Source organism: Sphingomonas kyeonggiensis (genome assembly GCF_030812785.1).
Lineage (GTDB): Bacteria > Pseudomonadota > Alphaproteobacteria > Sphingomonadales > Sphingomonadaceae > Sphingomonas > Sphingomonas kyeonggiensis_B.
The window spans coordinates 441460-467258 of record NZ_JAUSTJ010000001.1 but is presented as its reverse complement, the minus strand read 5'-3'; the positions used below and the strand labels follow the sequence as shown (position 1 = coordinate 467258).

22 protein-coding genes are annotated in these 25799 nt (G+C 65.0%); 10 read left to right on the top strand and 12 right to left on the bottom strand.

Annotated elements, in window-relative coordinates; translation table 11 throughout:
* Positions 1–196: 196 nt before the first annotated feature.
* The 8 genes from J2W22_RS02255 to J2W22_RS02220 all read right to left on the bottom strand — a co-directional run bounded on the left by J2W22_RS02255 (position 197) and on the right by J2W22_RS02220 (position 8173).
* Complete coding sequence (locus J2W22_RS02255) at positions 197–1576, bottom strand: type IV secretory system conjugative DNA transfer family protein (protein WP_307116644.1); 1380 nt, start codon at positions 1574–1576, stop codon at positions 197–199.
* A gap of 2 nt (positions 1577–1578) precedes the next feature.
* Positions 1579–2349, bottom strand: a complete 771-nt coding sequence (locus J2W22_RS02250; RefSeq protein ID WP_307116643.1) for a hypothetical protein — start codon at positions 2347–2349, stop codon at positions 1579–1581.
* Positions 2350–2364: 15 nt separating this feature from the next.
* Positions 2365–3360: a hypothetical protein gene (locus J2W22_RS02245; protein ID WP_307116642.1), complete on the bottom strand. Its 996-nt coding sequence runs from the start codon at positions 3358–3360 to the stop codon at positions 2365–2367.
* Between the two features lie 31 nt (positions 3361–3391).
* Entirely contained in the window at positions 3392–3619 is a 228-nt protein-coding gene (locus tag J2W22_RS02240) for a hypothetical protein (protein WP_307116641.1), read from the bottom strand.
* The gene (locus J2W22_RS02235; protein ID WP_307116640.1) at positions 3612–4946 is read right to left on the bottom strand and encodes a protein kinase domain-containing protein; all 1335 of its coding nucleotides are present in this window, start codon (positions 4944–4946) and stop codon (positions 3612–3614) included. The genes J2W22_RS02240 and J2W22_RS02235 overlap by 8 nt, the downstream gene beginning before the upstream one ends.
* Positions 4937–5890 (bottom strand): PP2C family serine/threonine-protein phosphatase, encoded by a 954-nt coding sequence (locus J2W22_RS02230; RefSeq protein ID WP_307116639.1) that lies wholly within the window; start codon positions 5888–5890, stop codon positions 4937–4939. The genes J2W22_RS02235 and J2W22_RS02230 overlap by 10 nt, the downstream gene beginning before the upstream one ends.
* A gap of 1 nt (position 5891) precedes the next feature.
* A complete protein-coding gene (locus tag J2W22_RS02225; protein WP_307116638.1) occupies positions 5892–6602 on the bottom strand; it encodes a vWA domain-containing protein in 711 nt (236 codons plus the stop codon).
* Positions 6603–6739: 137 nt separating this feature from the next.
* Entirely contained in the window at positions 6740–8173 is a 1434-nt protein-coding gene (locus J2W22_RS02220) for a caspase family protein (protein ID WP_307116637.1), read from the bottom strand.
* A gap of 50 nt (positions 8174–8223) precedes the next feature.
* Here J2W22_RS02220 and J2W22_RS02215 point away from each other — a divergent pair, with 50 nt between their 5' ends.
* The 5 genes from J2W22_RS02215 (at position 8224) to J2W22_RS02195 (ending at position 13876) form a co-directional block, all read left to right on the top strand.
* The gene (locus J2W22_RS02215; RefSeq protein ID WP_307116636.1) at positions 8224–9237 is read left to right on the top strand and encodes a hypothetical protein; all 1014 of its coding nucleotides are present in this window, start codon (positions 8224–8226) and stop codon (positions 9235–9237) included.
* A 203-nt stretch (positions 9238–9440) separates the two neighbouring features.
* A complete protein-coding gene (locus tag J2W22_RS02210) occupies positions 9441–10361 on the top strand; it encodes an ATP-binding protein (RefSeq protein WP_307116635.1) in 921 nt (306 codons plus the stop codon).
* 22 nt (positions 10362–10383) lie between these two features.
* The gene (locus J2W22_RS02205) at positions 10384–11748 is read left to right on the top strand and encodes a hypothetical protein (protein ID WP_307116634.1); all 1365 of its coding nucleotides are present in this window, start codon (positions 10384–10386) and stop codon (positions 11746–11748) included.
* A gap of 5 nt (positions 11749–11753) precedes the next feature.
* The gene (locus tag J2W22_RS02200; protein ID WP_307116633.1) at positions 11754–13220 is read left to right on the top strand and encodes a hypothetical protein; all 1467 of its coding nucleotides are present in this window, start codon (positions 11754–11756) and stop codon (positions 13218–13220) included.
* Positions 13217–13876: a hypothetical protein gene (locus J2W22_RS02195; protein ID WP_307116632.1), complete on the top strand. Its 660-nt coding sequence runs from the start codon at positions 13217–13219 to the stop codon at positions 13874–13876. The genes J2W22_RS02200 and J2W22_RS02195 overlap by 4 nt, the downstream gene beginning before the upstream one ends.
* A gap of 94 nt (positions 13877–13970) precedes the next feature.
* Here the strand turns inward: J2W22_RS02195 and J2W22_RS02190 are convergent, their stop codons facing one another.
* Genes J2W22_RS02190 through J2W22_RS02180 form a run of 3 tightly spaced genes read right to left on the bottom strand, consistent with a single transcriptional unit; the run spans position 13971 to position 14885 of the window.
* Positions 13971–14234 (bottom strand): DUF5985 family protein, encoded by a 264-nt coding sequence (locus tag J2W22_RS02190; protein ID WP_307116631.1) that lies wholly within the window; start codon positions 14232–14234, stop codon positions 13971–13973.
* A complete protein-coding gene (locus J2W22_RS02185; protein WP_307116630.1) occupies positions 14231–14509 on the bottom strand; it encodes a DUF5985 family protein in 279 nt (92 codons plus the stop codon). Before J2W22_RS02185 ends, J2W22_RS02190 begins: the two co-directional genes overlap by 4 nt.
* 4 nt (positions 14510–14513) lie before the next feature.
* Positions 14514–14885: a hypothetical protein gene (locus tag J2W22_RS02180; RefSeq protein ID WP_307116629.1), complete on the bottom strand. Its 372-nt coding sequence runs from the start codon at positions 14883–14885 to the stop codon at positions 14514–14516.
* Between the two features lie 189 nt (positions 14886–15074).
* Here J2W22_RS02180 and J2W22_RS02175 point away from each other — a divergent pair, with 189 nt between their 5' ends.
* The 4 genes from J2W22_RS02175 to J2W22_RS02160 all read left to right on the top strand — a co-directional run bounded on the left by J2W22_RS02175 (position 15075) and on the right by J2W22_RS02160 (position 23792).
* Positions 15075–20450, top strand: coding sequence for a HAMP domain-containing protein (locus J2W22_RS02175; protein ID WP_307116628.1), 5376 nt, complete (start codon positions 15075–15077; stop codon positions 20448–20450).
* 13 nt (positions 20451–20463) lie between these two features.
* Entirely contained in the window at positions 20464–22527 is a 2064-nt protein-coding gene (locus tag J2W22_RS02170; RefSeq protein WP_307116627.1) for a response regulator, read from the top strand.
* A gap of 95 nt (positions 22528–22622) precedes the next feature.
* Entirely contained in the window at positions 22623–23399 is a 777-nt protein-coding gene (locus J2W22_RS02165; protein WP_307116626.1) for a hypothetical protein, read from the top strand.
* A gap of 117 nt (positions 23400–23516) precedes the next feature.
* Positions 23517–23792 carry a hypothetical protein gene (locus J2W22_RS02160; RefSeq protein ID WP_307116625.1) on the top strand — a complete coding sequence of 92 codons (276 nt, stop codon included), beginning with the start codon at positions 23517–23519 and terminating at the stop codon, positions 23790–23792.
* Positions 23793–23851: 59 nt separating this feature from the next.
* Here the strand turns inward: J2W22_RS02160 and J2W22_RS02155 are convergent, their stop codons facing one another.
* A complete protein-coding gene (locus tag J2W22_RS02155) occupies positions 23852–24292 on the bottom strand; it encodes a hypothetical protein (protein WP_307116624.1) in 441 nt (146 codons plus the stop codon).
* 101 nt (positions 24293–24393) lie between these two features.
* Here J2W22_RS02155 and J2W22_RS02150 point away from each other — a divergent pair, with 101 nt between their 5' ends.
* The gene (locus tag J2W22_RS02150; RefSeq protein ID WP_307116623.1) at positions 24394–25791 is read left to right on the top strand and encodes a M20/M25/M40 family metallo-hydrolase; all 1398 of its coding nucleotides are present in this window, start codon (positions 24394–24396) and stop codon (positions 25789–25791) included.
* The last annotated feature ends 8 nt before the right edge of the window (positions 25792–25799 follow it).

The window sequence follows — 25799 nt, the reverse complement described above, 5'->3', positions numbered from 1 at the left end:
AGCAAGCCCGCCGGCTAATAGCTTACGCATATACCCCCGAGACGTTTACAACAACGACTAGGAATGCCGTCTGTCATCATCATGCCGGGATTTACGGAATTCCCAATATGGAGATTGCACCGGAACGAAGGCATATAGTGCGCAATGCTTCGTTTGAAGCATCAAGGCCTGTCCTGTTCGAACAAGATGGTATTCCTCAACCACGCAGCGATGCGGGGTTCATGCCGACCAGCGCGTCCGAGTGGTGTTCCCCGGGGCCAGTGGGACCGATCGGTGCCATCCGCGGCCGGTCGAACTGACCCGCGAACAGATCGTCCTTGAGATAGTCGACCCTTTTTGATCGTGCGGTGCGCTGGCCAAATTGCCGCACCGCAATCGTGTCGCCGTCCATCGCGAACAGGTCGTCCGCACAGATATCGCCCAGCAGGTCGGAGAGTTCGCGTGACATGGCGTAGGACGCGTGCCCCAGCGTCGCGACGGTAGAACAATTGTTGACGATCGTCGCATGGTCGCTTGGAAAGAGCTGGCGGAGCTGCGAGACGTCCTGGACGAACATCATGCAGCGGACGCCATAACCGCGCAGAAGCGTGACTGCGGTTCGCAGCAGCGGGAAACTGCCCAACTGCGCGACCTCGTCGAGCAGGAACAGCGTCGGGAGATCGGGCGCGCTGGTGCGTCGCATGATCTGCGTCATCACCACCGCGATCCACAAACGGACCAGCGCCGCAAAGGACTCGAGCCTGTGCGGCGGGACAACGAGATAGATCGAGATCCGCTCGCCCCGAGTGATCGCGTCGAGATCGAAAGTTGAGGTCGAAGTCGCGTTGACGATCTGGCTGCCGTTGAAGATCGACAGGTGCTGCATTGCGGTCGACCGGATACTTGTGCGTACCTTTTCGCCCTCATGCCCCAGGAAATTGCGGAACTCGTCCGCCGCGAGCCCGTGTGATGCAGCGAGTTCCGGTCGCTGGAGCAGCGTCTCGATCTGATAGCTGAGGTCAGGGTTGCATAGGAATGTCCGCACCGCCGCCAAGTTGCGATTCTCAGGCGGCATGAATTCGATGTGATAGGCGATCACCGCCGCCAGCAGCGCCTCCGCGCTCTGATCCCAGAACCGGTCCTGTAGACTCATCTGCCCGGCGGTGAGCAGCCGGACGATCATCCAGCAATCGGCTTCGAATTCCGGGCTTGCCGGGTCCGGAAGATCGAGCGGATTGATGCCGGCGCCGACGAAATGGGTGATGCCGAAAGGGTCAAGCACATGGACCTGCTGTCCCAGCTCCCGGCGGCGGCGCACCGTCGTCTCGGCGAGTTCGCCCTTGATGTCCAGAGCGAAGAGCGAGCCCAGGTACCAGAGGCAGTTGGGAATAGCGACGTTGCGCGTCTTGCCCGATCCGCTGGGCCCAACGATGAGCGCGTGGCCGGGGCTGCGGTCGAGCAACAGCTCTTCACACGCCCCGGTCTCGACGGCGCTGTCGGGCGCGCGGAACCCGACCGTCTCCCGGGAGGCGCCGCGCCGCGCCATGATCAGCGCGTGCTGCCGCGCGATCGGCGAACCCGGACAAAGCTGTGCCATCGTCAGTCGCCGGATCCGCCGTCAAACCCGCCCGTATCGCACGAGCCGCCACCATAATCGGCAGAGCAGCTGCCGTCGTCCCAGTTGCTGGCGTCATATGCGGTGGTGACCGCCGGCATCTCGACTGCCGTATATGGCACCGAGGCGCCGGACTCAGCCGAGAGCTGGCCCGCGGCGGAAACCGGGTCGTCGATCCCGTGGAAATCAGGCCCGCCGATGAACACGCCATTCTGGCACGGATAGACGTTGGCGTGGACGTCGTTGCGGTCGACCTCGGAAAGGTCCTCGCCATTCGACATGTCGTAGCTCGCATATCCGCCGCCCCACACCATGTGCGGGAGCACGTCGCTCGCGAAATGCCCGGTCATGCTGTCTCGCGGGTTGATGTTATCATAAGTTGATGATGGCGACGCGCGATGGTCTGCATCGGTCCTTATCAGCTGGTATGATGGATGGGAGTGGTCGTCCGGGTCGATGGCGGACAGCGTGCTGGCCGGGGCGGTCGGCTCCTGGTTGCCGGTGTCGAGAAAGGGCTGCGCAGGGATGCCGCGCCATGATTGCGAATCCGCCTCGTGCAGACCGAGCACCGCATTGGCCTCCTGGAAGCCCGGATCGTCGAGCCAGGTCGTCAGATTGTCGTCCACCAGGCACTGGACGCTGGCCTGGTCGGGCATGTGGTCCGGCAACTGATGCTGCTGATGGCTGTTGCGGTCGAAATGGTCCGCGCGCGCTGCTGGATCGTTTGTCAGGACTGCCCAGATCTGTCTGAACATATCGGCCTCTCTTGGTCAGAGATAGTCGGCGGGCCGCAGCGGCTGCTGCATGCCCTGAAGGTTTGTCGGGCGAAGCGCGCGCTGCCAGCGGCCGTTGATATAGCCGGCGACATCGCTGAGCTCGCGCAGCGGCCCCGCCGCGCGCAGCATCACCGCACCGCGGCTGCCGTCAGACTGGGTGAAGGCGATGGTCAGGTGCCCCGTCCCGAAGATGCGCAGCCAGAGCGGCGTGATGACGATTGCGTGCACCGCCATGTCGGGGCGGATCGTGCGTACGCCGTTGCGGATGAACTTGCCGCCTTCCACCAGGATACGATTGGACCAGCCCATGTCGGTATCGGTGATGACGGTCAGCAGGTGCCGGGCCTCGGGCACGAACACCCGCCAGCTCGACCAGGCGGCCAGGCTCATCCCCACCGCCTCGGCAAGTCCGCCGACCAGCGGAATGCCGCCCAGCGATATTGCCAGTCCGAACCAGAAGATGAGCAGGCCGCCCGCAAGGGCCGGAAAGTGAAGCCGCGCGTCGCCACGCCGCCGAAGGTTGATGACCTCCCCCGGCAGCGGGGATGCGGGCGGAATGGCGCCAAGCGCCATTGCCAGTCCGAAGATCGCGCACCCGACCGCGCAGTGCATGTTCTCGAGTGCCGACAGCAGTCCGGCGATCCCCCATCCGTTCCGCCCGGCCTCGTCGACGATCCGCCCGACGCCGAGCGGCGCCAGGCTGTGCACTTCGTTGCTGCGTAGGGCGGCGAGCGCGAGCAGCAGGAAGATCGCCGCACCGAACAGCAGGGCATAGCCGAGCAGCCGGCGAAACAAGGTGGTTTGCACCTGCTGGATGGTGAATCTGGGGAGGGGGTAGCGGCCCGCCGGGCTGCGCTGCGGCCCGGCGGCATGCCCGGCCGGTGCGGCTTGCGCGGGCGGTGCGATCTGCGCCGGGTGCGGGATCCGTGCGGGTTGCGGCCGCTGGTTCATCGCGTGCGTTGTGGGTCTGGGGTGGATCGGGTTCTGCATGGCGATCTTCCTTGAATGTGCGGAATGGCGCTCAATCGATATCGATCCGGTCGAGATCGGCGGCGCCATAAGCGAGCCCGACAATTGCGGCCGTCAGGATCAGCGCGACATCGACGCGGCCGCCAGGCGCTCGTGCCATCGTGCGCGCCGCGCCCATCGCGGCGCCGAACATTGCGCCCGGCATCCCCTTGCGCCGCCGGCTTTCGGTTTCGAGATGGTCAGACAGCTGCTGCCAGCCGTCGCTGGAAATCCTACGCATTGGCTTTCTCCTTCGCAGCCGGGCTAGGCACGATCGGCGGGCATGTCGCTTGCTGCTGATTGCCGGTGTGCAGCGACGCGCGACGGCAACTGTCGTCGGTGGTGGCCGCGTTTTCGGAAAGCTTGCCGGCCAGCGGTCCGCCCGGCTCGCTTGCCGCCATGGCCAGCGCAGCGGCGGCGATGACGGCAGTCTTCGCAATGGTCGCCGCGCCAGCCTTGGTAGCCTTGTTCAGGCGCACCCATGCTGCTCCGATCGCGTTCGCTGGCGATGGCGGCGTGGCGCGAACCGTCTTCACCACGGGTGGCGACACGACCGAACGCGCCGGCCTGGGCGCCATCGGTATCTCGCCGCACCACGGACAGCCCTTGGGAAGCATCGCATGTCGCCCCGCGCGGCACGGCCGGACCCGTTTCAGCAGCTGTTCGAGATGGCATTGCCAATGGTACGGCGCAGGCCGCAACAACCCTGCCGCCGACAGGCCGCGACGGAACAGGTCGATCGTCTCGTCGGCCAGGAACGACTGGATGCTGCCCGGGTGCGGTTTCATGGCCGCCGCCGGGTTCACGGTGAACAGGCCCGCCTTGATCCGGCCGATATGGCTAGCCGGGGCGGCGGGATCGAGCGGCGTCCCATTGGTCGGATAGAGCCCGTCGTTGAGCAGGCGAAAGACGATCACCGCCAGCGCGAACCGGTCCTGCCGGGCATCGGCCTGCTTCACCCGGCCGTGGAATTCGGGCGCGAGATACTCCTCGGTCGCGACCAATGCGGGGTGGATGCGACCGGGTTCGAAGATGCGCGAACCGTCGCAATCGACGATCACCACGGTTCCGTGCTCGCGATCGACCAGGATGTTGGGGGGCTTGAGGTCGACCAATGCATGCCCGGCTGCATGGATCGCGACCAGGATTGCCGCGATGTTGCGTGCGATCGTCAGGCGAAACCCGAGATCGGTCTCGCTGTCGCCGCGCAGCCGCTCGGCCTTGCGCTGGGCGGGAAGCAGGTACCAGTCGAGCGGCACGCTGCGGCGCATGTCGATGCGCGGCATCATATAGCCCAGGAACCGACCGTTGGTGTCGGTCACGATCGCTTCGGGCCAGGCGAGGTGCAGATGCCCGTCGCGGTTGACCGCGGGGGGCGCCGCGATCATCGCCCGGATCTTAGCCTCGCGTACGGCATCGGGCCGGGCGAACATCTTCACGACATAGTGCGGGTCGTGGCGCAGCGGATAGACCAGGCCCTCCCCTCCGCGACCCAGCGGCGCGCGCTCGTCGATCTGGACCGCCCGGCGGCTGCCGTCGGCGCGGTGGGTATGCAGCGTCAGCCACATGATGCGGCCCTCCGCGCGCGCCGGCAGCGTCGTCGCCGGTGCAGCACATAGGTGACGGCGTCGATCTTTGGCCGCCGCGCCGGCGCCGCCGCGCTCGGGTCCGCCTCGACCGGTGCCGCGCCGATGCGCGCAAGCCACAGGATGGTCTTGTCGTCGTCACAAGCTGCCCGCACGTCCGGGCGATCGAGCAGCGCGTGCAGGGCCAGTGCGCCGATCGGGGCCGCGACCTTGTCGAGCGTCGCACAGATCGGATCGACGAATCCGGCGACTGGCCGCTGCTCGCCGCGATCGAGCGCGAACGGCGTCACGCCGTCGGTCATCAATGCTGCCATGTCGAACCCGCCGGTGCTGGTGAAGCGCAGATAGTCGCGCCAGCGCGGCAAGGTGAAGAAGGTCGTTTGGTTGCTGAACTCGCCATTCTCCGGCGGGGAAAGCGTCGCGGTGGCGCCGTCGCCGGCCGCACGCCCGAATGCCATGCCCGCGCCGTCACCGATATGGAACAGCAGCGCCTCGGTACCCTTGGCGACGATCCCGACGAGCGTTGCGTGATACTGGCGCAGATGCGCGCCGCGATCGCGGGCGTCGCGTTCCACCGCGGCGCGTGCCGCGCCGACGCCGATCGCGATCGCCTGCTCGACCGCGGCTTGATCGTCCGGGGTGGCGAGATCGTCCGGCAGCAGCAACGCGGCGACGTCGCAGACCGTGCGGGCGCCGATCCGTGCGCCGATCGCGCCGTGCGGGGCCGAGCCCGCGCCATCGGACACGCACGCGACGAGCCATTGGCCGTGCGTCTGCCAGGCGAAACTGTCGTCGCAGCCAAGGCCCCGGGCGTGATGCCCGGGGCCCGCCACGGCACATGCCGCCACCCGCCAGTCGTCGGTTTCGAGGCTGTCGGTCCGGAAGGGCGCGGGCACTTCGCGGATGGCCTGGAGCGCCTGTTCCATATCACACCCGCGCGGTGATGATGCGCCCGGGGGCGGTGAACTGGACCTCCTCGTCGGCGCTCGAGTATGACGCACTTGCGACGGACACGCCGACCCATTCGAACATCGAGCTCAGGTCCGCGCCGGCTACGTCGAATACGTGGCCATCGGGGCCGGCGAATTCCAGCAGCACGTCATGATCGGCGCCATCGGTGGCAAGCGGCCAGAACAGGAGCTTCCCCTGGCTCACCATTTGGGCACAGCGCGCGGCCACGGCCTTGTAATCGTCGGTTGGGGCGCCGTCGGTCATGAGGACAATCCAGGGGCGCTTGTACGTGCCACCGCTGGCGCGCATGTCCCTCTTGAACTGCTCCTGCTTGTCGAGCGCGAGCTCGACGGCGCCACCCATCGGCGTCAGACCGCCAGCGGTAAGCGTGATCTGCTGATCGAAGTCGGTTCCGTCGATGAAGTCCTGCACCAGGGTGACCGGCTCCGGGCCCTTGCCGCCGAAGGTAATGACACTAATGCACACTCTCGACGCCACCAGCGAATCACGCTTGATCAGCGCCTTCAGCTTCTCGAGCCCCTGGTGAATCTGGTCAATCGGACGACCGCGCATCGAGTCCGAGATATCGAGCAGCAGCGTGACTGCGGTGCGCTCTTCGTAGTTCCCCTCGACGATCGCGGGAATCGACGGGACGATGTCGTTGTTGGAAAAGCCATCATATTCCATGACAAATCACTCCGTAGGATCAGCGCTCCCGGATGGGGGCCTGGCCGATACGAAGGCATTTGAGATAACCGCCCCGCGCTATCGGCGGGGCCTGATTGGTCGAAATGGGCAGATGGTGTTATTGCCGCGGCTTGCCGTCAGCCCGGCAGTCTCCGGCAGTCCGCCGCTACGCCGTTCATCGTCGACCAGTCCGCCCAGTCGAACGCGACGCCATATTCCCGAGCCATCCTGGTCTGGACGTCCGCCGGGATATAGGCACCCTCGCCCTTGGCGACGATTGTCCCATATAGCGCGAGCGTGTCGAGGTTGAAGGCGCTGAGGTGCGTGCCGAGCAGGGCGTCGAGCACATCGCCCATTACGCCCCGCGTCTGCGGCCGATCGAACTTCTTGTCGATGTCGAGCAGCCTGTCGGCGAATACCGCGAATGGCATTCGATTCTGCGGTGGGATCAGCAGCACGATCCACTTCCAGCGGCTCCTTCCCATTTGCTGGCGCAGCGCCGCCAACAGGGGCGGTGGCGACGACGCTTGCGAGGATGCCGGCTGGGTGGGCGGTTGCGGGGGCGAAGGTGCGACGCGCGGCGTCGTGCGTTCGGGCATCACGACTTCAAGGTCGTAATGCTCGCGCATGTGGGCCGCGACTCCTTCGTTCATCTCGTCGTCGGGGCATGAGAACACGATTGTCCCATATTCCCTGAAATCCCGGATCGGCCCGGCGTTCAGCGCCTGGTCGAGATCGGCTTCGCGGCCCGGCGTCACCTGGATGAAGATGTTGGTCCTGTGGCCGGCAGCATCATCGCTCCAGATCTGCTGCACCGCCGGCTTCTTGGGAAGCACGGGAGGCGGTGGCGTGACGACGGGTGCCGGCCCCGCAAAATCCCACTCATAGGTGTCGATGAAATTGTGATGTACCCACGGAACTTGGTGGCCCTCCTGCGCCCGCACCAGCCGCGCGACTTCCGCTCCAATGGCGCCAAGCGGGCGATAGGGGCGTTCGAGGGCGGACCATAATGCGCGACAGAAAGGGCTTGTCCCCGAGCTGCCGCCGTCGCTGGCCACCTCGCCCGGCGCGGCGGCGAACATGATCATCGTCTCGTGCACGTGCCGGTGTGAATTGGGATGCGCTTCCACCAGCCCGCGATCACCGTTGCGTGTCGTGCTGGGAATGCCGCTTACCCGGCAGGCGTCGAGCGCGATCAGCTTCTGCTGGTCTCCGCGCCAGCAGACCTGTGTCAGCAATGCGCTGAGCGAAAGCGAGCGCAACGCCCAGCTACCTCCAGCGCGTGGCGGATCGACGTCGATCGGCAGCAAGTAATTCTCACCCGAATCCTGGACACCATGTCCGGCGAAATACAGCAGCACCCGGCTTTCCGGCGGGAGGCTGTCAACCGTCTCCCGGAAAGTCGAGATGCTCTGGTTCAGTGTGGCCAGCCCGGCGTCGCGCACGACGATCGTCTCGAAACCGATCTCGCGCAGGCGCTCACCGAGATAATCGACATCTCCCACCGGCGTGTGCAGCGGCGGCAGCGTCTCATAGCGTGAGTTTCCGATCAGCAGTGCGGCACCCAGCATGACACGCTCCGGTCTTTGAAACATGTTCTAGACACCAAGCGCAGCAAGAAATGGCAATTGAAATTCATTGCCGCGCACCGACAATCGTCCGGCAAGCAACGGGGGACGACATTATGGCGGCGATTTACGATCTGGCGCTCAAATTCGAAGGCCTGGGGGCGTTTTGCAACCTCAACGTCTCGCCCACGACCTTGGGGTCCGTGCTCTATCACGATCTGTTGGGCGAACAGGCCCAGCGCGAGGCAATTTCGAAAGTCAAAAAGGGCGAGCGCCTGCTCTCGACGCAGGATCGCATGCGGCTGTCGGATTATTTCAACGCAGCATTCGCAAGACTTGCCAGGAGCAACGAACCGATCGGCGCGCAGATTCGTCCCGAGGACTGGGACCGCCCGTTCACCGATTTCTTCGCCGACGCGTTTCGCGGTCTTCAGGCGCCGGACGATGCGCTCGACCGAGCCCATGCTGCCATCGTCCTGCAACTCAATTCGTTCGACGAGTTTCGCAGTCGGACCACCCCGCTGGGGCTGCTTCGCCATGTCGGGCAATCACGGGATCGCGCGCGCTTTCCGGCAGCCGCGGCGCCGGTCGATACCGTCACGCTGCCCATCATGTCTTTTGCCTATGGCGATGCGATGACGATCGGACTGGCTCAGCCGCTGGCCGAACCCTCGTTCGGGTGGATGTTCTTCGTGCGCAATCCCGATTGCCGCGGGTTCCGGATTGCCAATCCCGATCGTATCTGGAACCAGAAGGCTGGCGATGTCGTCCGCTGGGCGCAGTCGCCTCTCCCGCTTGACCAGGGGTTCTTTGGACCGCTGCCGGGCTATCCATCCCAAGTCGAGAAGATCGACGGCGAATATACCGCCTACCTGCTGGTCGAACCGCGCGACACTTCGCCGGTCACGCGGTTCCTGCAGCAGACCAACCGCCATTGGGGTACCAGCACCCCGTCGCTGGACGCCACGATCCAACTCCTCTCGCGACCGCAAACCTTGTTCAAGCTATCCGAAGGCGGCTTTTCTCCGCTGCTACTGACGCGCCGTTATCGCATACCGGGCTGCTGAGCACGGGTTCGCCAGAATTTCTGCAGTCTGGATGATCCACAATGGGTTATTCTCCTCGCCGCTTCTCTCGAAATCGCGGCATTCGTGCAGAAATTCGAGAAAAGATGTGGATGGATATTTGATCGAGCGGCTTTTCTTGCCAGCCTGACGGCGATTCTCGCTCTGAGAACATAGAGGCACGAAATCATAACAAAGGCGGAATGATGGTTGACGATAAACGCAATCCATTATCTGAGATCAATACAGCCTATCAAACCAGGGCGCCGCGTCACGTCCTCGCGCAGGATGTCGTGCTGACGGAGCGCACGCATCGCCAGATCAGCGAGTGCATCGCGTTGCTGCGCTTTCATCGCACCATCTATGACGAGTGGGATTTCGCTGCGGTGGACCACCAGGGCAGTACGGCGATTGTCAACTTCTTCGGTCCCCCGGGGACGGGCAAGACGCTCGCGGCGGAGGCGCTGGCGGGTGAGCTGGAGATGTCGTTCCTCCCGCTCACGATCGGCGATCTGGAGAGCAGCCTGAAGGGGCAGATGTCGAAGAATCTGCAGAAGGCCTTCCGCCGCGCGCGCGAGGAGCAGGCGGTGCTCTTCTTCGACGAGGCTGATGCGCTGCTCGGCCGCCGCATTTCGGTGTCGCAGGGCATCGACAGCGACATGAATGCGACGCGCAACACGATGATGACCGAGCTTAGCGCGCATGAGGGGCTGGTCATCTTCGCGACCAACTATGCGCGCGACTATGATGACGCGATCAAGAGCCGCATCACCCACCAGGTAACGTTCGAGCTCCCCGACGAAGCGGCGCGTCTTCGATTGTGGGACCGGTTCATCGTCGAGAAGATACCGTTGGCGGTACCGCGGGCGGAGTTGCTGGCGCAGGCTGCCGCGGGCTCGCCCGGGCTGTCGGGCCGGGACATCCTCAACTGCACCCGGCGCGCTCTGCCTCGCATGCTGCTTGATGCCGAACGCGCGGAGATGCCGCCGCGACTCGATTTCAGCCACATCGAAGCCGCGATCGCGCAGCTCCGCCTGGGGACTGGGGGCAGCGGGCAAGCCGCGAAGCCAAAGGCGGCTGCCGGCGAGGAAACGACCATCGCCGGGCATTTGCTTGGCCTTCAGTGAATCAAATGCGGGGGGACGGGAAATGGGTTTCTTTCGTGATGTGGGAAACGCCCTTGCCGGGGCGTTTTCAGCCGTGGTGACCAGCGTGGCGCGGGCCGCCAGCTATGTCTACCAGGGTGTGAAGGCGGTGGTGGTCGGCGGTCTGACTATAATCGCCGACAAGGGCCACGCGTTCGTGGATTCGGTGAAACGGGGATGGAGGAAAATACATCCGCACATCGAAAACGTCGTCGATCCGTTGATCAAGGCAGTCAAACTGCTGGCCGTACCCTTTCCCAAAATTCACTACGCATTGAATCTCGCGGATCGTGTGGTCACCGCCGCGCTGGTCTTCGCCGGTACGCAACTGGCGCATGCGGTGGAAGCGGCGATTCGCTGGACGATCGATCTGACCAAGCACATCGTCGACAAATATCTTCGGCCCGAAAGCTGGCATGAAGCGCAGCGGCATCGCAAGAGCTTGCAAGAGGCCGCCGATATCCCCGACCTGCCCGACGACGAGCGGCGTGCAACGCAAGCCGCGGCGATGGTGCTGGAACTGGGGTTGGCCCGCGCGAAGGCCGAGAAGGCATTCCGGGACAATTCGATCACCAATTTTGATCATTATCTGCGTCTGCGAGCGTCGGCCAAGCTGCTCGAAATGTCCGAAAAGAAAATCGGCGAGCTCAACGCGATCGAATCGATCAGCAACGATGACCTTCTGGTCGTTCATCTCTGTCACGAACTGGTCGAGGAAGAGCCAGACGTAACGCCCGAGGAACTGCGTGAGCTCGACCGGATCGTGGAGGAGAGGCTGGGCCAGAAGCTTCTTCCGTTCGTCTTCGAGGAACTGCTGCTCGCCTGGAACGACAAGATCGATGATCTGGGACGGGCATGGCACGCAGCAGACGACGCGCGAATCGCAAACAAGACCGCGTACAACAAGCTCAGGACGCAGCGCCGCTGGGGCCTGACCGAAGCTCAGGCCGCGGAGATGCAGGAACGCGAGGCAAAGATGCCTGCGCTCGAGGAAGCGATGCAGGCCGCGCTCGACCGCAAGCTCGAGATGGAAAAATACGTCCACTCTGCCGAAGGCTTCCTGCAGTTTCTCGAACAACCAGGCGATGGCCTGCAGGAAGAAGGTCGCGAGGAGCTCGCGCCCCGGGTTGCGCGGATCATCATTGATTGCGCGCAGAACGGCCGGGCTTGGTCCGAGCTATCGGATGCGGATCAGCAGCTCATCGAGCAATTCGCGCTGATTTACCAGAAATCGTTCGAGGACCGGATGATGCGGGTGAGGCCTGCGCCTCCGGCGGAGGAACCCGCGCCTGCACCGGAGGCGCCCCCGCCCCCGAAGACGAAGAAGAAAAAGCCGAACAGCCGGCGCCGCTCGCCTGGGCAGGAGTGACGACTATGTTCGATATGGGGATAGCCATGGGCGCCCTTGCCGCGTCGAGCGCCGGCGCATTGCCAGTGCATAAGGCAATCGACATCGCCGATATTGGCAGGTTTCTGATGCCTCAGTCGGATCCCGTTCAGATCAGCTTTTTCTGGCTGATCCTCCTGTCGGTCACGGGCGCGTTGATATGGGTCGGACGCACGGCCAGCCCGGACCATTGGCAGCAGCGTTGGAAGGAAAGCAAAGCCGATTACAACTCGCCCCAGGATTTGAGCGATGCCGTGGCGATGCCGGCGGAGTGCTTCTGTGACGCACTGCCAAGCATATTGCTCATCGTGGGGTTGCTCGGCACTTTCATCGGGCTTGGCGTCGCGCTCAATGATGCTGCCAGGGTGTTCGATTTGCCGAACAACGAGCAGTTCGGGCAACTATCTGCAGTCATTCACAGTCTGGGCACCAAATTCAAGGTCTCGACCTGGGGCATCATCGGCTATCTTCTCGTCCGCTCGGTTGCTGCGTGGGCGGGATGGAATGGCAAGCGGCTGATGTGGTGCATCGGGCAGATGCGCTCGGATGCCGATGCTCTCCGCCGAAAGCGCGAGGGATTGCAGAGCGCGGTCGAAGGGCGCGTTCGTTCGGAGATATCGACAGCCTCGCGCGAAATCTCCGCGGGGACGGATCGGCTGGGCAAGGTGCTGGATCCGCTGCTGGACGCGATCAAGCAGAACACTCATGCCACGCAGGCCTCGCTCAAGAAGTTTGTCGATAGCCATGTCGAAAGCATGGACAGGATCGCCGGATCGGCAAAAGACATGGGTCACGCGTCGAAAGGGATGTCGAGTGCCGCCGATCAGGTCGGAGTGACCGCGGCCAATCTCCAGGCCGTGGTCGAGCTGCTGCAGGACAAGCTCGTCACCGCGATCGAGCTGATGAACGACAGCTTCAACAAGAACCTCGCCGAGATGTCGAGCAAGATCGAGAAATCGACGGTCGATATTTCGTCGACAATGGGCGACCTGGGGAAGACCGTCGGGGCAACGATGGGTCGTGTGGAATCGGTCATCAAGGTGGTGAGCGTATCGTTCGAAGAGACCGCAAAGACCCAGGCCAAAACCATAGACGACTTCAACATCGCGTCGGAAACGCTCAGCCAGAATGCTGAGAAGATGCACAAGCCGATCCAGGAGCTGAATACCAGGCTGACCAGCCAGCTCGCCACGATGGCCGGTATCGGGACCGACGTCGTCGCGTTCGGAAAAAGCAACATCGAGATGGCGAAGGTCAACGACGAGGTCCGGACATTCCTGCGCGGCTTGTCCGACCGCACCGAACTGGGCGAAATCTGCAAGACAAGCGACGTGCGGCGTCTCGAAGGCGAGATTGCGAAGGGAAATGGCCTTCTCGCGGAACTTGTCATTCTGACGCGAAACGACACTGCCATGTCGGGCAATAGCGATCTTGCCAACGGAAACGCGGCGTGAGGAACAAGCCCAACGAATGGATCTCGATCGCCGATCTGATGACGGGGGTGGTCGGCGTTGTCCTGCTGTTATTTGTCATGATGGCGATGCTGGCCAACAAGCTCGAATCGAGTGGGTCCACATCCGCTCGAACCGATGCTAAGGGAAAAAGGGGACAATGGCCCCCATTCTTCAGCCTCAGCGAAGCTGGCGGCTACTATTTCGAAAGTGGAAGGGCTACCTTGAGCTCCGACTTCAGAAATAGCCTGATAAGTGACATCATTCCAAAACTTTCAAAGAATATCGATGACTACGGCGTTGATGTCGTTGAGGTAATCGGACACACCGATGAAGTGCCCATGGGTGGCACGAGTAATTTGGATAAGAAGCTAGTCGCAGCATCGAACGGGCGGTTCGATATCGGCGAGCTTCACTCAACGGACAATGCTGGTTTGGCGTTGGCGCGGGCCGTCGCTGTGGTTCAAATCCTGCGGCGCGATCCGCGCCTGAAGAACGTAACGATCCTGCCACTTTCCGCAGCGCAGATGATCGCGCCTGGCGATAGAGTCGCGGATGGATCAGCGGCCGCCTCGGATCAAAGGCGGCGCCGTATCGAAATCCGTCTGCGCAAATCAACCAACCAGGCAGAGGCAAATAGGCCTGGGCGCGTTCCATAGTTCAGGCAAGGCAATCGCCCCGATTCCAACAACGCGATGCCGGTTTGCCCGCGCCTTCGGCCGGCTGCTGGCCAGAACCCCTAGGACCGCCCCCTCAGCGCGCGGAGAAATTCTTCCGCAATATCGCGAACAGGATGAGCAGATAGGCGGCCAGCCGGATCAGATAGAGCCAGCTGCGGTCCTCCTCGGGCCAGCCGCCGATCGCCAGCAGGATCTGGCCGATGCCGAGCAGCCCGAAGGCCAGGGCGAAGAAGAAGAAGAGCTCCTCGCCGGTGTTCCGCCAGAAGCGCAGGAAGAACAGCGCCGCCGCGAATAGCCCCATGGTGGTCGCGCCGGAGACGAAGACGAGCGCGCTCACCGTTCCGCCTCCTGGTTCCAGATGAAGCCGAACAGCAGCACCGCCACCGCGCCAAGCGAAAGCAGCCCCCGCACCGGCGACAGGTCGATGTCGTGGATGACCAGCATGTCGAGGATCAGGAACAGGTTGTTGGCGGAGAGCAGCACGAAGCAGAGCGCGCTCCAGAACAGCAAAGGGGCGCGGCTGCGGTGCCAGGTGCGCCCGAGCAGCCAGGCGCAGGCGGTGCTCGTCACGAAGCAGAGGATGTAGACGATGGCCGGAGCGAGATCCCCCATTGCCTCAATCCCTTCGTACGCGGAAGGCGTCCGCGAAAGCGCTCAGACTGTCATGCGCCGCATGGATGATCAGGCGGCGCACCTTGTCCGGGCTGCTGGCATATTGCGCTTCGGCCTCGCGCGCCAGCCTGTCGAGCTCGGCGCTGGCGGGCTGATAGCGTGCGCGATCGGGCGTGAGCATCACGACAAGGCCGGCCGCAGTCAGCCCGGCCAGGCCTTGGTCGATGACGAGGTCGCTGGCCCGCAGCCGCGACACCAGGTCGCCGCGCTCCCATTCGCGCTCCGGCTCGCTGCGCATCAGGCACAGCAGCTCGAGCGCCCAGACCGAACGGAAGGTGGTGCGGATGAAGCTGGAGACGTCGTGCCGGGCGGGCATCTTCCCGCGATAACTCCTTGGTCGGCCCCCGCCGGCCCGGGTTTCGTAGCGCTTGATCTGGATTAGGCAAGTTTGGTTCGATGTCTGATCTTTTTCCGAGCCAAGGCGATTTCTCTGTTATATCAGGAGGTAGCGGCTGGGGGCCGTCCAGTGGAACGATAGCGGGGTGGGAGATGCTTGGAGCCTTGGGTGCACGCAGAGACTACTCCCGACACGCTGGACCGCCGCCGGCTCGTATCTGCGCTCCGTAGCCTAAGACGCGGAGATTTCTCGGTTCGGCTGCCGGATGATCTGCCCGGCGCCGATGGCGAGATCGCGATGCTGTTCAACGAGGTCGTCGTGCTCGAGGAGCAGATGACCAACGAATTCGAACGCCTCTCGCGAGTCGTCGGCAAGGAAGGCAAGATCAACCAGCGCGGCCATGTCCGGGGCGCCACCGGCGGCTGGGAAGCGAAGCTGCGCGCGCTCAACGAGCTGATCGAGGACATGGTGCAGCCGACCGCCGAGGTCGCGCGCGTCATCGGTGCGGTGGCGAAGGGCGACCTCAGCCAGTCGATGGCCGTCGAGATCGACGGGCGTGCGCTGCGCGGCGAGTTCCTGCGTATCGGCAAGGTGGTGAACACCATGGTCGAGCAGCTCGGCTCCTTCTCGGCGGAAGTGACGCGCGTGGCCCGCGAGGTGGGCACTGAAGGCAAGCTGGGCGGCCAGGCCAAGGTGAAGGGCGTCGCGGGTACCTGGAAGGACCTGACCGACAACGTCAACGCTATGGCGACCAACCTGACCGGCCAGGTCCGCAACATCGCCGAGGTGACTACCGCCGTGGCCTCGGGGGACCTCTCCAAGAAGATCACCGTGGAGGTGAAAGGCGAGATCCTCGAGCTGAAGAACACCATCAACGTGATGGTCGATCAGCTCAACTCCTTCGCATCGGAAGTGACGCGCGTGGCGCGCGAGGTGGGTACCGAGGGCAAGCTGGGCGGCCAGGCGCAGGTGCCGGGCGTCGGCGGCACCTGGAAGGACCTGACCGACAACGTCAATCTGATGGCGGACAACCTCACCGGCCAGGTGCGCAACATCGCCGACGTGACCACCGCGGTGGCGAAGGGCGACCTTTCCAAGAAGATCACCGTGGACGTGAAGGGCGAAATCCTCGCGCTCAAGGACACGATCAACACGATGGTGGACCAGCTCAACGGCTTCGCCTCGGAAGTGACGCGCGTGGCGCGCGAAGTGGGTTCGGAAGGCAAGCTGGGCGGGCAGGCGCAGGTGGAAGGCGTGGCCGGCACCTGGAAGGACTTGACCGACAACGTAAACCTGATGGCCGGCAACCTCACCGGCCAGGTGCGCAACATCGCCGAGGTGACCACCGCGGTGGCGAAGGGCGACTTGTCGAAGAAGATCACCGTCGATGTGAAGGGCGAGATCCTCGAGCTGAAGAACACGATCAACACCATGGTCGATCAGCTCAACGGCTTCGCCTCGGAAGTGACGCGCGTGGCGCGCGAGGTGGGCACCGAGGGCAAGCTGGGCGGCCAGGCGCAGGTGCCGGGCGTCGCCGGCACCTGGGCCGATCTCACCGACAATGTGAACCTGATGGCGGAGAATCTGACCGGCCAGGTCCGCAACATCGCCGAGGTGACGACCGCGGTGGCCAAGGGCGACCTGTCCAAGAAGATCACCGTGGACGTGAAGGGCGAGATCCTCGCGCTCAAGGACACCATCAACACGATGGTGGACCAGCTCAACGGCTTTGCGTCGGAAGTGACGCGCGTGGCGCGTGAGGTCGGCTCGGAGGGCAAGCTGGGCGGCCAGGCGCAGGTGGAAGGCGTGGCCGGCACCTGGAAGGACCTGACCGACAATGTGAACGCGATGGCGACCAACCTCACGGGTCAGGTCCGCAACATCGCGGAAGTGACCACCGCGGTGGCCTCGGGCGACTTGTCGAAGAAGATCACCGTGGACGTGCGCGGCGAGATCCTCGAGCTGAAGAACACGATCAACACCATGGTGGACCAGCTCAACGGCTTCGCCTCGGAAGTGACGCGCGTGGCGCGCGAAGTGGGCTCGGACGGCAAGCTCGGCGGCCAGGCGCAGGTGCCCGGCGTGGGCGGCACCTGGAAGGACCTCACCGACAATGTGAACGCGATGGCGGCGAACCTGACCGGCCAGGTCCGCAACATCGCCGAGGTGACGACGGCGGTGGCGCTGGGCGACCTGTCGAAGAAGATCACCGTCGACGTGAAGGGCGAGATTCTCGAGCTGAAGAACACGATCAACACCATGGTCGATCAGCTCAATTCCTTCGCCTCGGAGGTTACCCGTGTGGCCCGCGAAGTGGGCACCGAGGGCAAGCTGGGCGGCCAGGCGCAGGTGCGCGGCGTCGCCGGTACCTGGAAGGACCTCACCGACAACGTCAACCTGATGGCCGACAATCTCACCGGCCAGGTGCGCAACATCGCCGATGTGACGACGGCGGTGGCGAAGGGGGATCTCTCCAAGAAGATCACCGTCGATGTGAAGGGCGAAATCCTCGCGCTCAAGGACACCATCAACGTGATGGTGGACCAGCTCAACTCCTTCGCCTCGGAAGTGACGCGCGTGGCACGCGAGGTGGGGACCGAGGGCAAGCTCGGCGGCCAGGCGCAGGTGCCAGGCGTCGGCGGCACCTGGAAGGACCTGACCGACAACGTCAACCTGATGGCGACCAACCTCACCAACCAGGTGCGCGGCATCGCCGACGTGGTGACTGCGGTGGCGCAGGGCAATCTCAAGCGCAAGCTGACCGTGGACGCCAAGGGCGAGATCGCCGCGCTGGCCGAGACGATCAACTTCATGATCGACACGCTCTCGGCGTTCGGCGACCAGGTGACCAACATGGCCCGCGAGGTCGGCATCGAGGGCAAGCTGGGCGGCCAGGCGCGCGTGCCGGGCGCCTCGGGCCTGTGGCGCGACCTTACCGACAACGTCAACGAGCTCGCCGCCAACCTGACCAACCAGGTGCGCTCGATCGCCGACGTGGCGACCGCCGTGACCAAGGGCGACCTCACCCGCTCGATCGCCGTCGAGGCGTCGGGCGAGATGGCGGCGCTCAAGGACAACATCAACGAGATGATCCGCAACCTGAAGGATCAGACGCTCAAGAATGCCGAGCAGGACTGGCTCAAGACCAATCTCGCGCGCTTCAGCCGCATGCTCCAGGGCGAGCGCGACCTGTCGACCGTGTCGAACCTGATCATGTCCGAGCTCGCGCCGCTGGTGAACGCGCAATATGGCGTGTTCTACGTCACCAATCGCGACGGCGACGATACTGTGCTCGAGCTGGCGGCCAGCTACGGCGCCAGCAAGCGCGAGGCGCTGAAGCCGGCCTTCGAGCTGCGCGAGGGGCTGATCGGCCAGGCCGCCGCCGACAAGCGGCCGATCCTGCTCGAGGACGTGCCGAGCGACTTCATCCGCATCGGATCGGGGCTGGGCGAGGCGCGGCCCGCCAGCGTCGCGATCCTCCCGGCCCTGTTCGAGGACGAAGTGAAGGCGGTGATCGAGCTCGCCTCGTTCAGCGAGTTCAACGAGACGCACCAGAGCTTCCTCGACCAGCTGATGGAATCGGTCGGCATCGTGCTCAACACGATCGCCGCGACGATGCGCACCGAGGGCCTGCTCAAGCAGTCGCAGCTGCTGACCCAGGAGCTCCAGGCGCGCCAGACCGAGCTGACCACCAAGCAGGAAGAGCTGCACAACACCAATGAGGAGCTGGAGGAGAAGGCCCAGCTGCTCGAGAACGAGAAGAAGCAGGTGGAAGCCAAGAATCTCGAGATCGAGATGGCCCGCCGCGCGCTTGAGGAGAAGGCCGAGCAGCTCGCGCTCACCTCCAAGTACAAGTCCGAGTTCCTGGCGAACATGAGCCACGAGCTGCGCACGCCGCTCAACTCGCTGCTGATCCTGTCGAAGCTGCTCACCGACAATCCGCAGGGCAATCTCAACGAGAAGCAGGTCGATTTCGCCCGGACGATCAACTCGGCCGGATCGGACCTGCTCAACCTGATCAACGACATCCTCGACCTGTCCAAGATCGAGTCGGGCACGGTGTCGATCGAGATCGGCGAGATGCCGCTCCAGGCCCTGCGCCAGCACATGGAGCGGACCTTCCGCCAGCTCGCCGCCGACAAGAATCTCGCTTTCAACGTCGAGTTCGACGGCAGCCTGCCCGCCACGATCCGCACCGACGAGAAGCGCCTCCAGCAGATCGTGCTGAACCTGCTCTCCAACGCTTTCAAGTTCACCTCGCAGGGCTCGGTCACCCTGTCGGTGCGCACGGTGGAAAGCGGGTGGAGCACCAACCATCCGGTGCTGCGCGGGGTGGACCGCGCGGTCGAGATCGCCGTCACCGATACCGGCATCGGCATTCCGAAGGACAAGCAGAAGCTGATCTTCGAGGCCTTCCAGCAGGCCGACGGCACCACCAGCCGCAAATATGGCGGCACCGGCCTCGGCCTTTCGATCAGCCGCGAGATCGCCCGGCTACTCGGCGGCGAGCTGCAGGTGCGCTCGATCCCCGGCAAGGGCTCGACCTTCACCCTGTTCGTGCCACCCCAGGCGATCGCGCCGGCGACGCTGCCTGCTCCTGGAAGCCAGCCGCGCTACGACAATAGCGGCGCGCTCGCTCCGCCGGCGCTGCCCGCCACCTTCGAGCTCAGCGACGATCGCGACACACTGGAGGGCGCGCCCTTCGTGCTGATCGTCGAGGACGATCCCACCTTCGCCTCGATCCTGCTCGACATCGCGCATGGCCAGGGGCTGAAGGGCGTGATCTCGGCGGCGGGCGCGGGCACGCTGTCGCTGGCGCGCAAGCTCCAGCCCGATGCGATCACGCTCGACCTGGGCCTGACCGATATCGACGGCTTCGTGCTGCTCGACCTGCTCAAGCATGATCCGCAGACCCGGCACATGCCGATCCACGTCATCTCGGGCGCCGACAAGCTCGCCCAGGCGATCGATCTCGGCGCCACCGGCGTCACCGAGAAGCCGGCCGAGGGCGAGGCGCTGGCGGCGGTGTTCAAGCAGCTCGCCGCGACGATCGAGGGGCGCCGCAAGACGGTGGTCGAGCTGGTGCCCGAGGCCGATGCGGCATTGCGCACGGTGCCCGAGCTGGCCGGCGCGCGGATCCTCATCGTCGATGACGACATCCGCAACATCTACTCGCTGACCAGCGTGCTGGAGAGCTACGGCGTCGAGGTCCTCCATGCCGAGCGCGGCGCCGACGGTATCGTCATCCTCGAGCAGACGCCGGGGATCGATATCGCGCTGATCGACATCATGATGCCCGAGATGGACGGCTATGAGACGATGCGCCAGATCCGCCAGCGGCCGGCGCTGGCGGCGCTGCCGCTGATCTCGGTCACTGCCAAGGCGATGAAGGGCGACCGGCAGAAATGCCTCGATGCCGGTGCCTCGGACTATATCGCCAAGCCGGTCGACATCGACCTCCTGCTCGCGCTGCTGCGGGTGTGGATCGCCCGCTCGCGCGAGGCCAAGCACTCGGCCGACCTGATCGTCGTGGAGCGCGGCTGAGATGGCGCCACGGGTGGTTCCGATCTCGCCGGCGATCGTCATGGGCTCCGTCGCGGATGCGCCGATGCCCGATCCGCTGCCGGTCGATCCGGTGCGGGTGCTCGTGGTCGACGACGACGAGCGCAACCTGATCGCCATCGCCAACGTGCTCGAGGACGTCGCCGAGATCGTCGTCGCCAAGTCGGGCGACGAGGCGCTGCGCCACCTGCTGCGCACCGAGTTCGCGGTGATCCTGCTCGATGTCTACATGCCCGGGATCGACGGCTATGAGACCGCCCGGCTGATCCGCGAGCGCGAGCAGACCCGCCGCGTGCCGATCGTCTTCCTATCCGCAGTCAACAAGGAGATGGAGCATCTGCTGCGCGGCTATGCGATGGGCGCGGTCGACTATGTGTTCAAGCCGGTCGAGCCGACCGTGCTGCGCTCCAAGGTCGCGGTGTTCGTCGACCTGTACGCGATGCGCAAGGAAGTGCAGCGCAATGCCGAGCAGCAGCAGCGCCTGCTCGACGAGAATCTGCGCGCCAATGCCGAGCGGCTCCATGCCGAGCAGCAGCTGCGCGTCGCCGAGCAGCGCCAGGCGGCGATCATCGCCTCGCTGCCGATCGTCCTCTATCTTGAGGAAGTCGGCGCCGATGTCCGCGTGCCCAAATATGCCAGCGGCAATTTCGAGGCGCTGACCGGCTATACGCTCGACGCGGTGCGCAGCACGCCGGGGCTCTGGGCCGACCGGCTGCATCCCGAGGACCGCGAGCGCGTGCTGGTCGCGCTGGCGATGCGTTCCCAGGGCGGGGCGCATTCGGTGGAATATCGCTGGCGCTGCGCCAATGACGAGTATCGCCATTTCCTCGACCAGGCCGTGCTGGTGCGCGACGGGGCCGGCGCCCCGCTCGAATATGCCGGCACCCTGCTCGACATCTCGGACCGGCGCGAGCTGGAGAGCCAGCTCGACCATATCCGCAAGATGGACGCGATCGGCCAGCTGACCGGCGGCATCGCGCACGACTTCAACAACCTGCTCGCCGCCGTCCTCGGCGGGCTCGGCATGATCGAGCGGCGGATCCCGCTCGATCCGGAACAGCGCAAGCTGGTCGAGATGGCGCGCCACGCTGCCGAGCAGGGCGCGGAGCTGGTGCGGCATCTGCTCGCCTTCTCGCGGCGCCAGAAGCTCCAGCCCGCGGCGATCGACGTGGCCGATCTGGCCGAGGCGGTCGGCACCCTGCTCGCGCATACGCTGGGCGGCCTGGTCGAGCTGGTCTGGCAGCACGACAAGGGGCTGGACCGGGTGTTCGCCGACAGCGCCCAGCTCGAGCTGGCGATCATGAACCTCGTCATCAACGCCCGCGACGCGATGCCCGACGGCGGCACCGTCACCGTCGAGGCGCGCAATTGCCGGATCGACGCATCCGAGGAGGTCTCGGGCATCCAGCTGGGGGCGGGGCGCTATGTCGTGCTGACCGTGTCCGACACCGGATGCGGCATCGCCGCCGACCAGATCGAGCAGGTCATGGAGCCGTTCTTCACCACCAAGGCGGTGGGCAAGGGCACCGGCCTGGGCCTCAGCATGGTCTATGGCTTCGCCAAGCAATCGGGCGGCGCACTCCGGCTCAGCAGCGAGCTGGGCGTCGGCACCCGCGTCGAGATCTGGCTGCCGGCCGCCGACCGCGTGGCGAATCGCGCCGCGAAGCGCTCCAGGGCGGCCGCCGTCGTGGCGGCCCAATCCGCCATGCGGATTCTGCTGGTCGACGATCATGACGGGGTGCGTGCCACCACCCTCGCCATGCTGCAGGACATGGGCCACCACGTCTCCGAAGCCTGCGAAGGCGCCGCCGCGCTCGACATGGTGCGGGCGAGCCCCGATGCCTTCGATCTGGTGCTCAGCGATTTCGCGATGCCGCGCCTTTCGGGCACCGAGCTCGTGCGCCAGTTGCGCGTGCTGCGCCCGGCGCTCCCGGCGATCATCATCACCGGCTATGCCGAGCCGACGCTCGAGGCGGCCGACAACAGCGTGCCGGTGCTGATCAAGCCCTTCACCGCGCAGGACCTGGAGACGCTGCTCCGCGAAGTGAAGCCCGGCTGACCGGCGCGTACCGGGGCCGACGATCCGGGCAGTTCTCACGCGTAGTTTGAAATCCGAACTTCCTGCGTCCTGCGGCCCATGGCATATTTCGCGTCATGCTGCTCCGCCCGCTGCTCGCTCTGATGGCGCTGACCGCCGCGCCCCTGCTCGCCGCCACCCCCGCCAAGGAGGAGGTGCGCGAGCAACGCAGCTTCGTGGTCGATGGCGCGAAGGAAGTCTGGCGGCTGATCTGGCGCGGTACGCCCAATGACGGCAACGATTGTGGCCCCGCAGACCCCGCCATGGCCATGACCTGCCCGTGCAGCGGTGTCGCCTATGCCCAGGCTGGTGACCTGGTTCTGGAGCGTGAGCGACCCGGCGCACCTTCCGAACGCATGGCTTTGACGCCGCTCTTCGCCGGATCGGACATGCTCGGCCCGGTCGCGATGCTGCCCCGCTGGCCGGCCCATCCGGGCGACATCGACGACAACCCCACGCCCGCCACGATCCGCGCCCGTCCCGCCGTGCCGATCATGCGCCTGCGAGATTACGACCATGACGGGATCGCCGGCGAATTCCTCCTTCAGATCGACACCCTCCCATGCGGGAAGCAGATGATGGTGGCGGTCGGCATCACGCGCGACAATCCCCACCTTCACGCGATGACCAGCGCCGAGCATCCGGAGCGGCCGCTGGTGCTCAATAGAAGCCAGTGGGAAGCGCTGGCGCGCAGCCCGCGCCCCGGCAAGGTCATGGACGTGCCCTGTGGCGACCACGGCGCGGAAGAACAATCCGTGATGGCTCTTGTTGCCGACCGCGGCCGCATCCACGCGACCCGCATCACCAGCACCTGCCCCGACACGGAAAGGGTGCTGGAGCGGGAGGTCATGTAGCTATTCGGGGCAATTTTCACCAAAGCAACCAGCAGTTTGGCCCTGCCACCTGGCTGAAAGCCACCGGACCGCTTTCCCCCAATTGCGGACGCTGGTGATCATCTGCATAACGTCGAGATGCTGGCCTTTTGGCTCCTGTTCGCCCTCGTGCCACCACTCGTCGGTTATTTACTCGGAAGGTCTTTGCACGGGAGGTTGCAGCTAGCCCTGCTGGCGTTGTTCTTGGCCGTGCCGCCGTTGATTTTCACTGCATGGATTGCCACCGCGGAACCCTCTCCGGGGGGCTTCTTCCTGTGGTGGTCGATCGGAATGGGGATCATTCTGGTGCCCGAAGTGATCTGGGCCACGGGAACACTTGTTGGCTTTACGATCGGAAAGCAGAACATCCGCTGACCACCTAATGTCAGCCGTTCATCCCTCACGCTGAAGGCGGGCGTTTATCAGCCCCAAACCTAGGACGTAGCGGCACCCGGCGCGGCTTCCGGCTCCGGCGCCGCGGCTTCTTCTTCCGCCGGCGCCGTCCAGGATCCGCGCTGCACCGGGATCACCGATACCGGCTCGGGCAGCGCCTCCTCCTCCACCGTCACCGGCTCGGGATCGATCCGGGCGGCGAGGGCATAGTCGTCGGGTTCGGCAGGCCGGACGATCGGTGCCGGGCGCGGCGGTGCCGGGTTCTCCGGATAGGGTGACGGCGGCGCAGCGCGGCTCACTGGATAATAGCCGGCGCTGTCTGCCGTCGCCGTCATGTCGTAGCTGCCGGGTGGCGGCGTCTGCTTGTAGAAGTCGAACGCGCCGGTCCGGGTATAGTTGGCCAAGCCCATGCCGGCCAGGCCGCCGCCGAGCACCGCCACGCCGGCACAGACCAAGATCCCCTTGTGCACTGCAGTCGCCATATGCGCCTCCGGAGCGCAGAACCATCGGCAGGCGCTCGCTGTTCCGCCGGGCCGCCGAGTCGAACTTGCCCCGGGTTGCGCACAGGCGTAGCGCTGCGCCCATGACCGACTCCACCAAGCCGCTCGACTATGTCGAGGCGCATCTCGACGACAGCTTGGACCGTCTCTTCGCGCTGATGCGCGTGCCTTCGGTCTCGACCGATCCCGCCTATGCCGAACAGTGCCAGCACGCCGCGCAACTGCTTTCGGACGAGCTGAACGGCTTGGGCTTCACCGCCCGCGTCGCGCCGACGCCCGGTCATCCGATGGTCGTCGCGCATCATGACGGCGATGGTCCGCACATCCTGTTCTATGGTCACTACGACGTGCAGCCGGTCGACCCACTCGAGCTGTGGAAGCGCGATCCGTTCGATCCCGTGATCGAGACGCGCGGCGACGGCGCGAAGCAGATCGTCGGCCGCGGCGCCTCGGACGACAAGGGCCAGCTGCGCACCTTCGTCGAGGCCTGCCGCGCCTGGAAAGAGACCGAGGGCCGGCTGCCCTGCAAGGTGACGATCCTGTTCGAGGGCGAGGAAGAGTCCGGCTCGAAGAGCCTCGAGCCCTTCCTCCACGCCAATGCCGAGGAGCTGAAGGCCGATTTCGCGCTGATCTGCGACACGCTGATGTGGGACACCGAGACGCCGGGCCTCACCATCGGCTTGCGCGGCATGGCCGCCGGCCAGGTGACGGTCCGTGCGGCCTCGCGCGACCTCCATTCGGGCCTTTATGGCGGCGCGGCGCGCAACCCGATCCAGCTGCTCTGCTCGATCCTCGGCGAGATGAAGGATGCCGATGGCCGGGTGACGCTCGACGGCTTCTATGACGGCGTGCCCGAGCTCGATCCGGCGGTGCGCGCGAGCTGGGACGCGCTCGGCTTTGATCCGGCCGCGTTCCTCGGCGAGATCGGCCTGAGCGTGCCGGCCGGCGAGAAGGGCCATGACGTGCTCGAGCAGATCTGGTCGCGCCCGACCGCCGAGGTCAACGGCATCTGGGGCGGCTATACCGGCGAGGGCTTCAAGACCGTGATCCCGGCGGAAGCGCACGCCAAGGTGAGCTTCCGCCTTACCGGCAACCAGGATCCGACCCGGGTCTGGGCGTCGTTCGAGGAGCATGTCCGGTCGCGCCTGCCCGCCGATTGCACGGTCGAGTTCACCGGCCGCGGCCCGGGCAGCCCGGCGGTCACCGTCTCCAGCGACAGCCCGCCGCTTGAGGCCACCCGCGCCGCGCTCGATGCCGAATGGGGCAAGGCGGCGCTGATCGGCTGCGGCGGCGGCATCCCCGTCGTCACTTCGATCTCGAAGATCCTCGGCATGGACACGGTGCTGGTCGGCTTCGCGCTGACCGACGACAACATCCATTCGCCCAACGAGAAATACGACCTGAAGAGCTTCCACAAGGGCATCCGCTCCTGGGTCCGTATCCTCGAAAAGATCGGTGAAATGGCGAAGGTCCCGGCCTGATCGCGCTG

What these genes read in the sequence shown, in the direction of transcription:
- J2W22_RS02255 (WP_307116644.1), bottom strand. Translation starts at nt 1,576, where the DNA reads ATGGCACAGCTTTGTCCGGGTTCGCCGATCGCGCGGCAGCACGCGCTG.
- J2W22_RS02250 (WP_307116643.1), bottom strand. Translation starts at nt 2,349, where the DNA reads ATGTTCAGACAGATCTGGGCAGTCCTGACAAACGATCCAGCAGCGCGC.
- J2W22_RS02245 (WP_307116642.1), bottom strand. Translation starts at nt 3,360, where the DNA reads ATGCAGAACCCGATCCACCCCAGACCCACAACGCACGCGATGAACCAG.
- J2W22_RS02240 (WP_307116641.1), bottom strand. Translation starts at nt 3,619, where the DNA reads ATGCGTAGGATTTCCAGCGACGGCTGGCAGCAGCTGTCTGACCATCTC.
- J2W22_RS02235 (WP_307116640.1), bottom strand. Translation starts at nt 4,946, where the DNA reads ATGTGGCTGACGCTGCATACCCACCGCGCCGACGGCAGCCGCCGGGCG.
- J2W22_RS02230 (WP_307116639.1), bottom strand. Translation starts at nt 5,890, where the DNA reads ATGGAACAGGCGCTCCAGGCCATCCGCGAAGTGCCCGCGCCCTTCCGG.
- J2W22_RS02225 (WP_307116638.1), bottom strand. Translation starts at nt 6,602, where the DNA reads ATGGAATATGATGGCTTTTCCAACAACGACATCGTCCCGTCGATTCCC.
- J2W22_RS02220 (WP_307116637.1), bottom strand. Translation starts at nt 8,173, where the DNA reads ATGCTGGGTGCCGCACTGCTGATCGGAAACTCACGCTATGAGACGCTG.
- J2W22_RS02215 (WP_307116636.1), top strand. Translation starts at nt 8,224, where the DNA reads ATGGCAATTGAAATTCATTGCCGCGCACCGACAATCGTCCGGCAAGCA.
- J2W22_RS02210 (WP_307116635.1), top strand. Translation starts at nt 9,441, where the DNA reads ATGGTTGACGATAAACGCAATCCATTATCTGAGATCAATACAGCCTAT.
- J2W22_RS02205 (WP_307116634.1), top strand. Translation starts at nt 10,384, where the DNA reads ATGGGTTTCTTTCGTGATGTGGGAAACGCCCTTGCCGGGGCGTTTTCA.
- J2W22_RS02200 (WP_307116633.1), top strand. Translation starts at nt 11,754, where the DNA reads ATGTTCGATATGGGGATAGCCATGGGCGCCCTTGCCGCGTCGAGCGCC.
- J2W22_RS02185 (WP_307116630.1), bottom strand. Translation starts at nt 14,509, where the DNA reads ATGGGGGATCTCGCTCCGGCCATCGTCTACATCCTCTGCTTCGTGACG.
- J2W22_RS02180 (WP_307116629.1), bottom strand. Translation starts at nt 14,885, where the DNA reads ATGCCCGCCCGGCACGACGTCTCCAGCTTCATCCGCACCACCTTCCGT.
- J2W22_RS02165 (WP_307116626.1), top strand. Translation starts at nt 22,623, where the DNA reads ATGCTGCTCCGCCCGCTGCTCGCTCTGATGGCGCTGACCGCCGCGCCC.
- J2W22_RS02160 (WP_307116625.1), top strand. Translation starts at nt 23,517, where the DNA reads ATGCTGGCCTTTTGGCTCCTGTTCGCCCTCGTGCCACCACTCGTCGGT.
- J2W22_RS02155 (WP_307116624.1), bottom strand. Translation starts at nt 24,292, where the DNA reads ATGGCGACTGCAGTGCACAAGGGGATCTTGGTCTGTGCCGGCGTGGCG.
- J2W22_RS02150 (WP_307116623.1), top strand. Translation starts at nt 24,394, where the DNA reads ATGACCGACTCCACCAAGCCGCTCGACTATGTCGAGGCGCATCTCGAC.